Origin of the sequence: Rouxiella silvae, from assembly GCF_002093625.1 — a bacterium.
Taxonomy (GTDB): domain Bacteria; phylum Pseudomonadota; class Gammaproteobacteria; order Enterobacterales; family Enterobacteriaceae; genus Rouxiella; species Rouxiella silvae.
Window position 1 is genome coordinate 16,444 of sequence record NZ_MRWD01000012.1, and the last position, 13,449, is coordinate 29,892.

General features: G+C 53.5%; 8 protein-coding genes. 6 read left to right on the top strand and 2 right to left on the bottom strand.

All coding sequences use genetic code 11. From position 1 onward, the window contains the following. The first annotated feature begins 1 nt into the window (after position 1). Complete coding sequence (gene gudD / locus BS639_RS06695; RefSeq protein WP_084982637.1) at positions 2-1,342, top strand: glucarate dehydratase; 1,341 nt, start codon at positions 2-4, stop codon at positions 1,340-1,342. Positions 1,343-1,564: 222 nt separating this feature from the next. On the opposite strand, the gene garD is transcribed toward gudD, so the two are convergent. Then, a complete protein-coding gene (garD, locus tag BS639_RS06700; protein ID WP_084982639.1) occupies positions 1,565-3,145 on the bottom strand; it encodes a galactarate dehydratase in 1,581 nt (526 codons plus the stop codon). A gap of 391 nt (positions 3,146-3,536) precedes the next feature. On the opposite strand from garD, the gene garL reads away from it, so the two are divergent. The 4 genes from garL (at position 3,537) to BS639_RS06720 (ending at position 7,827) form a co-directional block, all read left to right on the top strand. After that, complete coding sequence (gene garL, locus BS639_RS06705) at positions 3,537-4,307, top strand: 2-dehydro-3-deoxyglucarate aldolase (RefSeq protein WP_055775082.1); 771 nt, start codon at positions 3,537-3,539, stop codon at positions 4,305-4,307. Between the two features lie 15 nt (positions 4,308-4,322). Continuing rightward, the gene (gene garR / locus BS639_RS06710) at positions 4,323-5,207 is read left to right on the top strand and encodes a 2-hydroxy-3-oxopropionate reductase (RefSeq protein ID WP_084982640.1); all 885 of its coding nucleotides are present in this window, start codon (positions 4,323-4,325) and stop codon (positions 5,205-5,207) included. A gap of 21 nt (positions 5,208-5,228) precedes the next feature. Beyond that, positions 5,229-6,368: a glycerate kinase gene (locus BS639_RS06715; protein WP_055775088.1), complete on the top strand. Its 1,140-nt coding sequence runs from the start codon at positions 5,229-5,231 to the stop codon at positions 6,366-6,368. 151 nt (positions 6,369-6,519) lie between these two features. After that, positions 6,520-7,827: an amino acid deaminase gene (locus BS639_RS06720; RefSeq protein WP_084982641.1), complete on the top strand. Its 1,308-nt coding sequence runs from the start codon at positions 6,520-6,522 to the stop codon at positions 7,825-7,827. Positions 7,828-8,226: 399 nt separating this feature from the next. Here BS639_RS06720 and barA read toward each other — a convergent pair whose 3' ends face one another. Next, positions 8,227-10,998, bottom strand: coding sequence for a two-component sensor histidine kinase BarA (gene barA / locus BS639_RS06725; protein ID WP_084982642.1), 2,772 nt, complete (start codon positions 10,996-10,998; stop codon positions 8,227-8,229). Positions 10,999-11,183: 185 nt separating this feature from the next. On the opposite strand from barA, the gene relA reads away from it, so the two are divergent. Continuing rightward, positions 11,184-13,427: a GTP diphosphokinase gene (relA, locus tag BS639_RS06730; protein ID WP_055775096.1), complete on the top strand. Its 2,244-nt coding sequence runs from the start codon at positions 11,184-11,186 to the stop codon at positions 13,425-13,427. Positions 13,428-13,449 lie beyond the last annotated feature (22 nt).

Consider the following 13,449-nt stretch of genomic DNA (forward strand, 5'->3'; position numbering starts at 1 on the left):
TATGTCAGCCTCGTTCTCTACCCCCAAAATTGTATCAATGCAGGTTGTGCCCGTTGCTGGGCACGACAGCATGCTGTTAAACCTGAGTGGTGCGCACTCGCCTTTTTTCACCCGCAATATTCTGATTCTGAAAGATAACGACGGCCATACCGGCGTTGGGGAGGTGCCCGGCGGCGAAAAAATCCGCCAGACATTGATTGATGCCGAACCGCTGGTCGTGGGTAAAACGTTGGGTGAATATAAGAATGTGATGAATGCGGTGCGCCAGCAGTTTGCTGACCGTGACGCTTCGGGGCGTGGCCTGCAAACCTTTGACCTGCGCACGACCATTCACGTGGTGACTGCGATTGAGGCCGCCATGCTCGACCTGCTGGGCCAGCATCTTGACGTCAGCGTTGCCTCACTGTTGGGAGACGGGCAGCAGCGCGACTCGGTTGAAATGCTGGGATATTTGTTTTATGTCGGCAATCCGGATGAAACGGCTCTGCCTTATCAGCGTGAAAAAGACCATCGCAATGACTGGTATCGCCTGCGTCATGAAGAAGCACTGACACCGGAGGCGGTAGTGCGGCTGGCCGAGGCGGCCTACGACCAATACGGCTTTAATGATTTTAAATTAAAGGGCGGCGTGCTGCGCGGCAGTGAAGAGGCCGAAGCAGTAACGGCGCTGTCTCAGCGTTTCCCGCAGGCGCGTATTACGCTTGACCCCAACGGTGCCTGGTCGTTGGACGAAGCCATTGGTCTGGGCAAGCAGCTGCGCAACGTGCTGGCCTATGCCGAAGACCCGTGTGGCGCCGAGCAGGGCTTTTCCGGACGCGAAATTATGGCCGAGTTTCGCCAAGCGACCGGACTGCCAACCGCTACCAACATGATCGCCACCGACTGGCGGCAGATGGGCCACACTATTCAGCTTAAATCGGTGGATATTCCGCTAGCAGATCCGCATTTCTGGACGATGCAGGGATCGGTACGCGTTGCGCAGATGTGTCACGAATGGGGGCTGACCTGGGGTTCGCACTCCAATAATCATTTTGATATTTCTCTGGCGATGTTTACCCACGTGGCCGCCGCGGCACCTGGCAAAATTACGGCGATAGATACCCACTGGATCTGGCAGGAGGGCAATCAGCGACTGACTAAAGATCCGTTGCAAATCAAAGGGGGAAGAGTGAGTGTGCCTGAACGGCCAGGGCTGGGCGTTGAAATCGACGAGGACCAGCTTATGAAGGCGCACGAGCTTTATAAAAGTAGGGGGCTTGGCGCAAGGGATGACGCAGCGGGCATGCAGTTCTTGATCCCAAACTGGGCGTTTGATCCGAAAAAGCCTTGTTTGGTGAGATAAAGGGGTTAGGGGGGCGTCCCAGACCGCCACAAGGCGGGGTAAGCGCCCCTCCTTGTGGATCCTGCGCGTTGTCCTCGTTTACAAATATCGATCCTCACGTTTTTAGTTCTTTCCAGTGACGTTTGTGCGTGGCGTTGGTCGCGGCCTTTTGGTCCGTTTGGGTGAAACCGAGTAAGCGCAGCGCATGCCCTTAGAATTTCAGATCTTTGAAAATCATTGAGATTAGGTTACCGGCGCCGGGTTAAACACCGCCAAGGCATTATGGATCCCCCATTGATCTGACCAGGTTTTCTTGCGCCCGCTGGCAATATCAAGAATAAAATGAAACAGCTCCCAGCCGACGTCTTCAATAGTGGCATCGCCGGTGGCAATAGTACCTGCGTTAATGTCCATCAGGTCAAACCAACGATTGGCCAGCGTAGTGCGAGTGGCCATTTTAATGACCGGCACCGCCGTTAACCCGTAAGGCGTGCCGCGGCCGGTGGTAAATACCTGCACCGTGATACCCGATGCTACCTGCTGAGTGCCGCAGACAAAGTCACTGGCGGGCGTGGCGGCATAAATCAGTCCGCGTTTGGTCGGTCGCTGGCCCGGAGAAAGAACCTCAACAATGGCGCTGGTGCCAGACTTGGCAATGGAACCCAGTGCTTTTTCAACCACGTTGGCCAATCCGCCTTTCTTGTTGCCCGGTGAGGGGTTAGCGCTACGGTCAGTCATGCCGCTTGCCAAATAGTTGTCGTACCAGGCCATTTCTTCCAGCAGCCGCTTGCCAACCTGCTCGTTAACGGCGCGTGGCGTCAGCAGATGAATGGCGTCGCGCACCTCTGTGACTTCCGAAAACATGACCGTTGCTCCACAGCGCACCAGCAGGTCAGAGGCGAAACCCACCGCAGGATTGGCGGTCACGCCCGAGAAGGCATCACTACCACCGCACTGTGTACCCACCACTAAATCGGCAGCAGGACAGGTTTCACGCTGACGCTGATTTAACCGTTGAAGATGAAAATCTGCCACGGCAAGAATATCGTCAACCATCGACTGAAAGCCGACGTGCCGCTCGTCCTGTAGGCGTATCACGTTCACATCATCAAGAGAAATCGCCTGCACGTCATCGGTTCCGATCAGCAGTTTTTCAGGTTGCAGCTTTTCGCAGCCCAAGCCCACGATCATCACTTCGCCGCCAAAATTTGGGTTCAAGGCCAGATTATGGAGGGTGCGGATAGGCACCACCGCCGCCGGTGCATTAATTGCCACGCCGCAGCCGTAAAGATGATTTAGTCCCACCACGCCGTCGACGTTGGGATATTTGGGCAGCAGATCGCGCTCAATAATTTTCACGACATAATCCACCACGCCTGCCACACAGTGCACGCTGGTGGTGATACCGAGCAGATTTTTAGTGCCGACGCTGCCGTCTTTGTTTCGATAGCCCTCAAAGGTATAGCCTTCAAGCGGGGCAAGCGCGGTAGGAACCCGGGTTGCCAGCGGTAAGGTCTCCAATGCAGGAGCTTCTGGAAGCGCAACCACCGATTCGTCAATCCAGCTGCCCTGAGGAATGTCACGCAGCGCATAACCAATCACTTCGCCGTAACGCAGAATATCTTCCCCCTGACGAATGGCGCTTAGCGCCACTTTATGACCTTGAGGAATATGCTCGATCAGTTCAAGCCCGCTGGTGAAGCGGGTTCCGGCTTTCAGTCCATTGTCATTAACAATGATGGCGACGTTATCTGTCTCGTGCACTTTTATATATAAAGCGTGGGTCGCTTGCTCTTTATTACGTGAAAAAATGGCCTGTGACATAAACGTCTCCGTTTAGAAAATACTTTTATCCACAATGATTGAGCAAAATTATAAGGCAGACGTGACCATTGCTCATTGTGCAAGTGACTAGCTTTTAGTGCTGATTAACTTATTTTCTATGGCAAATGAGGGAGTGAACGTGACGCTTATCACCGTTTATTGTGTGGTTTTCAGTGGCTAAAAAATAATGTGATTGTTGTCCCATTATGATGTGACATTGCAAAGAAAATTGTGCTGAGGTGGGCGGGATTACTGGGCGTTTGCACAGTGCCATTTTTATCCTCTCTTTCTATACTGAATTCAGTGAATTATTACCGCAGGCTTCGCCGATTAACGACGCAGACCGCCCACCCGCATTTCCCAAATCTTCACCCCTTAACAGAGGTTCCGTATGAGTAATCAAGTGATCCTAAACCGTTTTCGCCAAGACTTGCTGGCAGGCAAGACCTTAATCGGCTGCTGGTCGGCACTGTCTAATCCGATTTCGACCGAAGTCTTGGGGCTGGCCGGTTTTGACTGGTTATTACTCGATGGTGAACACGCGCCCAACGACATTTCGAGCTTTGTTGTTCAACTGATGGCGCTTAAAGGCAGTAAAAGTGCGCCAGTTGTCAGGCCGCCAACCAATGAGCCGGTGATTATCAAACGCCTGTTGGACATTGGTTTTGCCAACTTCCTGATCCCGTTTGTTGAAACGCAGGCGCAGGCCGAGCTGGCGGTGGCATCCACTCGCTATCCTCCGGCGGGAATTCGTGGGGTATCGGTTTCTCATCGCGGCAATATGTTTGGCACCGTCCCGGACTATTTGGCTCAGGCCAACGACAACATCAGCGTGATGGTACAAATCGAAAGCCAGCAGGGTATTGATAATATCGATGCCATTGCCGCCGTCGACGGCGTTGATAATCTCTTTGTGGGACCCAGTGATTTGGCTGCGGGGCTGGGGCATTTGGGCAACGCTGGGCATCCCGAGGTGCAGGCAGCTATCAAGCACATTCTCGACCGAGCCAAGGCGCACGGTAAAACCAGCGGCATTCTGGCACCGGTGGAATCCGATGCGCGGCGCTATATCGAGTGGGGTGCCACCTTCGTCGCGGTAGGCAGCGATTTAGGTGTGTTCCGCACCGCTACGCAGGCACTCTGCGACCGCTTTACCAAATAATCAGGGGAATAAAGCATGAAAATCGGATTTATTGGTCTTGGGATTATGGGCAAACCGATGAGTAAAAACCTGCTCAAGGCAGGTTACTCGGTGGTTTTTCTAGACCGTCACCAAGAGACCACCGAAGAACTGGTCGCCGCCGGTGCAGAAAAGGCCGCTACCCCGAAAGCAGTGGCCGAGAAGAGCGATATTATTATTACCATGCTGCCAAATTCTCCTCAGGTGAAGGCGGTGGTTTTAGGCGAGAACGGCATTATTGAAGGCGCGCGCGAAGGCACTATTGTGATTGATATGAGCTCAATTGCCCCGCTGGCGAGCCGAGAAATCAGCCAGGCGCTGGCGGAAAAAAAGGTGCTGATGTTGGATGCGCCGGTCAGCGGCGGTGAGCCGAAAGCCATTGAAGGCACCCTGTCGGTGATGGTGGGCGGCGATAAAGCCGTGTTCGATAAATGCTATGAGGTGATGAAATCGATGGCCGGTTCGGTGGTGCACACCGGCGATATTGGCGCGGGAAACGTCACCAAGTTGGCTAATCAGGTGATCGTCGCGGTAAATATTGCCGCCATGTCCGAGGCGCTGGTGCTGGCAACCAAGGCCGGCGTCAACCCAGACCTGGTGTTTCAGGCTATTCGCGGCGGCCTGGCGGGAAGTACCGTTTTAGAGGCAAAAGCCCCAATGGTGATGGACCGCAATTTTAAACCCGGTTTCCGTATTGATTTACATATCAAAGACCTGGCTAATGCTCTGGACACCTCACACGAGATTGGCGCGCAACTGCCGCTCACTGCGTCAGTGATGGAAATCATGCAGGCTTTGAAGGCTGACGGTCACGGACAGTCTGACCACAGCGCGATTGCACGCTATTATGAAAGCTTGGCGAAGGTTGAAGTGACACGGTAGTCCTCTGGGAGTGGATAGCTTATGAAAATAGTAATCGCACCGGACTCATTCAAAGAAAGTTTGTCGGCTCTGGAGGTGGCAAAGGCCATTGAGAGCGGCTTTCGCGAAATCTTTCCACAGGCCGAGTATGTAAAACTGCCGGTGGCGGACGGCGGCGAAGGCACCGTGGAGGCGATGGTGGCCGCGACCGGTGGCCGCGTGGTTGAGGTTGAGGTGACTGGCCCCCTCGGCGAGCCGATTAAGGCATTCTTCGGGCTTTCCGGGGACGAAAAAATTGCCTTTATCGAAATGGCGGCGGCAAGCGGTTTGGAAAGCGTGCCACAGGCCAGACGTAACCCACTAAAAACAACGTCCTATGGAACCGGAGAGCTGATTAAAAGCGCGCTCGATCACGGCGTTCAGCACTGCATTATCGGCATTGGTGGCAGTGCGACCAACGACGGCGGTTCCGGCATGGTGCAGGCTTTGGGCGCAAAACTGCTGTCCCAGGACGGCAGGGAGATTGGCCACGGCGGTGGCGAGCTGATTAAACTCGATAAGATTGATATCAGCGGCTTGGACAAAAGAATTAAAAAATGCCGCTTCGAAGTGGCCTGCGACGTAACGAATCCGCTCACCGGTGATAAAGGTGCGACGGCGATTTTCGGGCCGCAAAAGGGCGCCACGCCTGAAATGATTAAGCAACTGGACGGTTATCTCAAACACTATGCCGGGGTCATCAAACGGGATTTGGGCATTGACGTTGAAGAGGTTCCCGGAGCGGGTGCCGCGGGTGGAATGGGGGCGGCGTTGTATGGTTTTTGCAATGCCGAACTGCGTCAAGGAATTGAAATTGTCACCGAGGCGTTGGGCCTTGACGCCCTGGTGCGCGACGCGACGTTGGTGATTACCGGAGAAGGCCGCATCGACAGCCAGAGCATCAACGGAAAAGTGCCGATCGGCGTAGCGCGGGTTGCCAAACGTTACAACAAGCCGGTGATTGCTATCGGTGGCAGTCTGACTAAAGACGTCGATGTGGTTTACGAACACGGGCTGGATGCGGTATTTAGCGTGCTTTACAGTGTTTGTACTCTGGATGAAGCGCTGGAGAACGCCGCCGATAATTTGCGTAAATCGGCGCGGAATATTGCCGCTACGATCCGGCTGGCGCAAAAAATGTAATGACCCTGCTCGTCAGGCATTGTGAGGTGAAACCGATATCTTAAAGAAGGTATCGGTTTTTTATTTTGTCCTCTGCCAGCCTTTCTAAAGCAGTTTCATCTGCCCAATTTTTACGATAGCTTTGAAGCCTATTCGTTAAAGAGAACCCAACATGTCAGAGACTTTTTTTGCCAGCCTGCCGGCTAATACTCACACCAAGGGACTAGGCCCGTTAGATGCAAAGGCTCGAATGGGCGATATCACCAGTCAGGGCTGGAATATTTTGCAGGAGCAGGTCAGCCTGCCAGTGGCGGTGTTGTCAGAAGAAAAGATCCAACACAATTTGGCGTGGATGCAGGAGTTTATCGACCGCTATAAGGTAAAACTTGCCCCTCACGGTAAAACCACCATGAGCCCTGAGCTGTTCAGGATGCAGATTGATGCTGGTGCGTGGGGAATTACGCTCGCTACCGCGGCACAAATTGATGCTGCCTTCGCTTTTGGTGTGCGTAACGTGTTGATGGCTAACCAATTAGTGGGTAAAGGCAATATGGCGATTATTGCCAACCTGATGCGTCAGGACGAGTCCTTTGAATTTTGCTGCATTGTTGATTCTGCCGATAACGTCGACGCGCTGGGCCATGACTTCGCTGAACGTGGGCAAACGCTGCGTATCCTGCTTGAGTTTGGCATCGCCGGAGGCAGAACCGGTATCCGTAACACGCAGCAGGAACAGGCTGTGCTGGCCGCTGTGGCGCGTTGGCCGCAGTCGCTCTCGCTGGTCGGCGTTGAGTTATACGAAGGTGTTTTAAACGAAGAGGCACCGATCCGCGCCTTTTTGCAGCACGTGGTGGAGAGAACCCAAATTCTGGCGGAGTCGGGTATTTTTAAAGAGTCGGCGGTAATTTTATCGGGTGCTGGTTCGGCCTGGTACGACGTGGTGGCGGAGGAGTTTAGCAAAGTGGGGAGCCATCTCGACGCCGCAGGGCATTATGCGCTCGACGTGGTGCTGCGTCCGGGGTGTTACCTCACTCACGACGTGGGAGCCTATCATCGCGCCAGTGACCGCATTAAGCAAAATAATCCCATTGCGCGCGAGATGAATTTTAGCCTGCTTCCCGCGCTGCAGGTTTGGGCCTATGTGCAATCACTGCCTGAACCGGGTCGTGCAATCGTGGGTTTGGGCAAGCGCGACACGTCGTCGGATGCCGGATTTCCGGTTGTCAGCGGACATTATCGCCCGCAAAGTGCTCAGAATCAGGCCTACGCCGCGGTGGTTCCAGCCCCAGAGGCGTGGAAAATCTTTGCCATGATGGACCAGCATGCGTTTATGTCGATTCCGGAGGGAGCCGATATTAAAATTGGCGACATGCTGTCATTTGATATCTCACACCCGTGCCTGACCTTCGACAAATGGCGCCAGCTTTTGCTGATCAATGAGCAGTATGATGTGACGGGTGCCGTCAGCACTTGGTTCTGAATACGTACTATCTTTCGTGCTGCAGGCGCGTTGGCCGCCTTCACTCACCCCCGTCACTTACTGGTGTAAGCTCCGGGGGATTCGTTCAGTTGCCGTCTTCCTGCAACACGAAATCTTTCGCGTATTGACTGCGCGTTGACCGCCTTCACTCACCCCCGTCACTTACTGGTGTAAGCTCCGGGGGATTCGTTCAGTTGCCGTCTTCCTGCAACACGAAATCTTTCGCGTATTGACTGCGCGTTGACCGCCTTCACTCACCCCCGTCACTTACTGGTGTAAGCTCCGGGGGATTCGTTCAGTTGCCGTCTTCCTGCAACACGAAATCTTTCGCGTATTGACTGCGCGTTGGCCGCCTTCACTCACCCCCGTCACTTACTGATGTAAGCTCCGGGGGATTCGTTAACCAGCGTTATGATTGCGGTGCAAATGGGCTTTCGCTTCGCGGGTGACGTTGCCGATTTCATCCAGCAGCTCCAGCCACTCGGGTTCCAGCTCGTCGTCGGAAACATTTTTTCTCAGCTGTTGCTCAATGTAGAAACACAGCTGTTTTAAACGTGGGACGCCGCTGTAGCTGCAACTGCCGTGCAGCTTATGGATAAGCGCTAGAATGTCGTTATCTTTTTCACCCTGGATAATGGCCGTCACGCGTTTGCTCACCTGCGGTAAGAAGTCGAGCAGCATCTGAAGCAAATCGTTGGCCAGTGCCTCTTTATTGGCCGACTGGCGCAGTGCCAACGCCCAGTAGAGCGTTTTTGGTGAGTCCGACTCTGTCGATGATTTAGGACTAAGGTTGGCGACGTGTGGCTCGGGCATTTGCGAGGTGTGGTAGCGTCCGAGCACGACTTTCAACATCGCTTCATCAATCGGTTTTGACAGATAGTCCTCCATGCCGGCCTTGATAAACTGTTCTCTTTCTCCACTCAACGTGTGCGCTGTGACGGCAACAATCGGTGTCGCACTGTGGTGTGGCAGGAGATGAATCAGTTCGCTGGTGCGGATGCCGTCAATATTAGGCATTTGTATGTCCATCAGTATCACATCCATACTGACGTTTTTTGCCAGCTCAATCGCCTCTTCACCGCTGTTACACAGCAGAGTAGTCTCAACCAGCTCTTCAAGCAGTGCGCCAATAAGCTTAAGATTTGCCGGATTATCATCTACCGCCATCACCGTCATGGGCAAGCGCTGGCCGCGTTGGGCGATATTTTCAGCGTGCGAGGTGCTCGGGTCTTCAAGCAAATAAGGCAGCAGGCGCACGCTCGAAACAGGTTTGTTAAGACAGGCATAAACGCCTTTATTTTTAAGCTGTTCCGCCGAGATTTGGAACTGGCTTGGCAGTGCCAAAATCAGTTTATCGCAGTGATCAAGCAACTGTTGCAGCCGCTCCTCATAGTCGTTCAGATGGTGATTGAGCCGGATGGGGATGCCATAAAGAATGAAATCATAGTGCTCGTCTGGCAGCAGTGCCTGGCTGGTGCGATGAATCACCTCGGCCGGCGTGCTCGCCAGCATCTCTATAACAGCCTGGGTTGCCGTTGGATTAGCCTCAATGTAGGCCAACTTTTTACCCTTGAGGCAGGCCATCGGCAGTGGCTGATGAGAGCGGTTTTCATTAAGCTCAAGGGTGATATGGAACCAGAAAGTGGAGCCTCGATTAAGCTGACTGTAAAAACTGATATCTCCGCCCATCTCTTTCACTAGCCGCTGCGTGATAACCAGGCCTAACCCCGTTCCGCCGTGACGTCGGGTAATGCTGGCATCCGCCTGGCGAAATGCCTGAAACAGCTGCGACTGCTGACGCTCGGAAATACCAATACCGGTATCATGAATCTGCATCTCAAGCTCGACTTGCAAATTGTTCTGCGAGCGCAATTCCACATTAATATCAATGTTGCCATTTTCTGTGAATTTAATGGCATTACCCAGTAAGTTGGTGACAACCTGCTGTAAACGCATCGGGTCGCCCAGCACATATTCCGGCACGTTATTCTGCACGTTAATGGTCAGTTCAAGGCCTTTTTCGTGGGCGCTGTGGGCCAGCAAAATGACCACTTCATCGATCATTTCGCGCAGTGAGAAGGGAATATGCTCCAGCACCAGTTTGCCTGCTTCAAGCTTCGAGAAATCAAGCACGTCGTTAATAATGGTTAACAGATTATTCGCCGAGCGCTCTATCGTTTGCAGATAATCAGTCTGGGTCGGTGAAAGCTGTGTTTTTAACGTCTGGCGGGTGAAGCCAATCACGCCGTTGAGCGGGGTGCGCAGCTCGTGCGACATATTGGCCAGAAACTCGGATTTTATTCGTGCAGCTTCCTGAGCACGCTTTTTAGCCAGATCAAGCTCAACGTTTTGGATCTCCATTTGCTCCAGCGTTTCGCGCAGGTCTGAGGTGGCCTGATCGATATTTTGCTGAACTTCTTCGTGATAGGCGGTCAGAGACATCGCCATTGAATTGATGCCATTTTTCAGCATGCTCAATTCACCGGGCATATTGCCCTCAACGCGGCTATCGAGCTGACCGCGGCGAATTCGGTCGACGGTGTTGACCATATTGCGGATAGGCCCGGTAACATCGCGCATCAGGCGGTAAGCAAAAAGCGTTGCGATGCCAAGGCACAAAAGTAGCAAAAGGGTTGAAACAAACACCTCTTGGTATTGCTGCAAACGCACCGAGCTGAGGTCCAGTTCGATGGCGATATATCCGAGAAAGTGCTCCGCCGACTCGCTGAAAGCGCCGTCGCCCGCGTCGGTATGGTTTTCAGCAATAATCGGTAAACGCAGGATAAGTGAGTCGCCCGCCCGGATTAGCGTGAGCTCCTGAGGCAGCGGTTCGCCGGGCTCAACCTGCAGTAATCCCGTGTCGCGCAGGGCGTTCGAGGCGGTAAAAAGGGTATTGTGGTTGTCAAAAACGCTGATCGCCCGAACGATATCCGAGTGGGTTCTATGCAGCCGATTGATGAGTCGAGTTATGGGAGCCCGTTCGCGAAATGTCATGCCATACTCACTGGCGACCGCTAACGGTTCTATAATACTCGCACCTGAATCGATCAATTGGTTCTGCAGCTCGTTATAACGGTGCACCACAAAAAAGGTGCTGAGCAGCAAACCGATCATTAAAGTCGGTGCCAGAATTAAAATCATCATCCTTGCCCGCAGGCTATGTTTGGTCATGGGGTTCCAATGTGGGAGAATTGGCTGCTGACCTATCTCTTTTGTCGTAGATATCTAGATATTGCGGCAAGGCGACGTGTGTCGCAAGGTTAAAGCCGGTTATTAAGGATAGAAGAAGTTGCCACGTTGGTAACGAATGGGCAAGATAACGCTAAGCGTTAATATTGGTAACGTAGGGAGAGGTTATGGTTGCGGTACGTAGTGCGCATTTGAATACGGCTGGCGAATTTGCGCTTGACGAGTGGATCACGACTTTAGGCATCTCCAGCCAAGAATCATGTGAGCGTTTAGCCGCAACCTGGCGCTACTGCGAACAACAAACTCAAGGGCATCCTGATGCCTCGCTGCTGCTTTGGCGCGGCCTGGAAATGGTTGAAATCCTTTCCACGTTGAGCATGGACAATGACAGTATGCGCGCCGCGCTGCTGTTTCCGCTGGTTGATGAAGGCGTGATTGATGAAGACACCCTCACCAAGGCGTTTGGCAAAGAGATAACCTATCTGGTGCACGGCGTGCGTGACATGGACGCTATTCGCCAGCTCAAGGCCACCCAGAATGACTCGATGGGCTCAGAGCAGGTCGACAACGTGCGCCGCATGCTGCTGGCAATGGTCGAAGACTTCCGCTGTGTGGTGCTTAAGCTCGCCGAGCGAATTGCCCACCTGCGTGAGGTAAAAGACGCACCGGAAGAAGAGCGCGTGCTGGCGGCCAAGGAATGTACCAATATTTATGCCCCGCTGGCTAACCGGTTGGGCATCGGCCAATTAAAGTGGGAGCTTGAAGACTTCTGCTTCCGCTATCTGCATCCCGACGAATATAAGCACATCGCTAAATTGCTGCACGAGCGCCGTATTGACCGCGCCCAGTATATTGATGACTTTGTGAGCACCGTGCGCAACGCGATGGCGGAAGAGGGTATCAAGGTTGATGTGTATGGCCGCCCGAAACATATCTACAGCATCTGGCGCAAGATGCAGAAAAAATCCCTCTCCTTTGACGAGCTGTTTGACGTGCGCGCCGTTCGCGTCGTTGTTGAACGTCTGCAGGACTGCTATGCCGCGCTGGGGATTGTACACACCCATTTCCGCCATTTGCCCGACGAATTTGACGACTATGTGGCCAACCCTAAGCCCAACGGTTATCAGTCAATTCACACCGTCGTATTGGGCCCACGGGGTAAAACACTTGAAGTGCAGATCCGCACCCGGCAGATGCATGAAGACGCCGAGCTGGGCGTGGCCGCGCATTGGAAATACAAAGAAGGTACCGCAGTCGTTGGCGGACGCAGCGGTGGCTACGAAGGGCGCATTGCTTGGCTTCGTAAGCTGATTGCCTGGCAGGAAGAGATGGCCGATTCGGGCGAAATGCTCGACGAAGTGCGCAGTCAGGTATTCGACGACCGAGTTTATGTCTTTACGCCGAAAGGTGACGTGGTCGACTTGCCAACCGGCTCAACGCCGCTCGATTTTGCCTATCATATCCACAGCGATGTCGGTCACCGCTGTATCGGAGCAAAAATCGGTGGGCGCATTGTGCCGTTTACCTATCAGTTGCAGATGGGCGATCAGATTGAGGTTATTACCCAGAAACATCCGAACCCGAGCCGCGACTGGCTAAATCCGAGTCTGGGATATATCACAACCAGTCGTGGACGTTCAAAGATCCAGAACTGGTTCCGCAAGCAGGATCGCGACAAGAATATTATTGCCGGCAAGCAGATCCTTGACGACGAGCTTGACCGCATTGATATCACGCTGAAAGACGCCGAGAAACTGCTGCTGCCGCGTTACAACTTTAACTCGCTCGACGAGCTGTTGGCGGCGATTGGCAATGGTGATATTCGCCTGAATCAGATGGCGAACTATTTACAGTCACAGTTGAAAAAGCCAAGTGCCGAAGAGCTTGATGAAGAAGCACTGCGTCAGCTAACGCAAAAGTCGACGCGTGCGCCGGTGCGTAATGGTTCTAAAGAGAACGGGCGCGTCGTGGTTGAGGGCGTGGGCAACCTGATGCATCACATTGCTCGCTGCTGCCAGCCGATACCGGGCGATGAAATTATCGGTTTCATTACTCAGGGCCGCGGAATTTCGATTCACCGCGCCGACTGCGATCAGCTTGAAGATCTCAAGTCCCACGCGCCGGAAAGAATTGTGGACGCCGTGTGGGGCGAAAGCTATTCCAGCGGATATTCGCTGGTGCTGCGCGTGGTGGCTAATGACAGAAGCGGACTACTGCGCGATATCACCACCATTCTCGCTAACGAAAAAGTTAACGTGCTTGGGGTGGCCAGCCGCAGCGACACCAAGAACATGCTGGCGACCATCGATATGGATATCGAGATTTATAATCCGCAGGTGTTAAGCCGGGTTATCGCCAAGCTGAATCAGCTACCGGATGTTATTGAGGCCAAGCGCCTCCACGGAAGCTAATCCTCGTCGTCATTGAAGCAGC

Coding starts and splice junctions, on each gene's coding strand:
- gudD (WP_084982637.1), top strand. CDS start 2: ATGTCAGCCTCGTTCTCTACCCCCAAAATTGTATCAATGCAGGTTGTG.
- garD (WP_084982639.1), bottom strand. CDS start 3,145: ATGTCACAGGCCATTTTTTCACGTAATAAAGAGCAAGCGACCCACGCT.
- garL (WP_055775082.1), top strand. CDS start 3,537: ATGAGTAATCAAGTGATCCTAAACCGTTTTCGCCAAGACTTGCTGGCA.
- garR (WP_084982640.1), top strand. CDS start 4,323: ATGAAAATCGGATTTATTGGTCTTGGGATTATGGGCAAACCGATGAGT.
- BS639_RS06715 (WP_055775088.1), top strand. CDS start 5,229: ATGAAAATAGTAATCGCACCGGACTCATTCAAAGAAAGTTTGTCGGCT.
- BS639_RS06720 (WP_084982641.1), top strand. CDS start 6,520: ATGTCAGAGACTTTTTTTGCCAGCCTGCCGGCTAATACTCACACCAAG.
- barA (WP_084982642.1), bottom strand. CDS start 10,998: ATGACCAAACATAGCCTGCGGGCAAGGATGATGATTTTAATTCTGGCA.
- relA (WP_055775096.1), top strand. CDS start 11,184: ATGGTTGCGGTACGTAGTGCGCATTTGAATACGGCTGGCGAATTTGCG.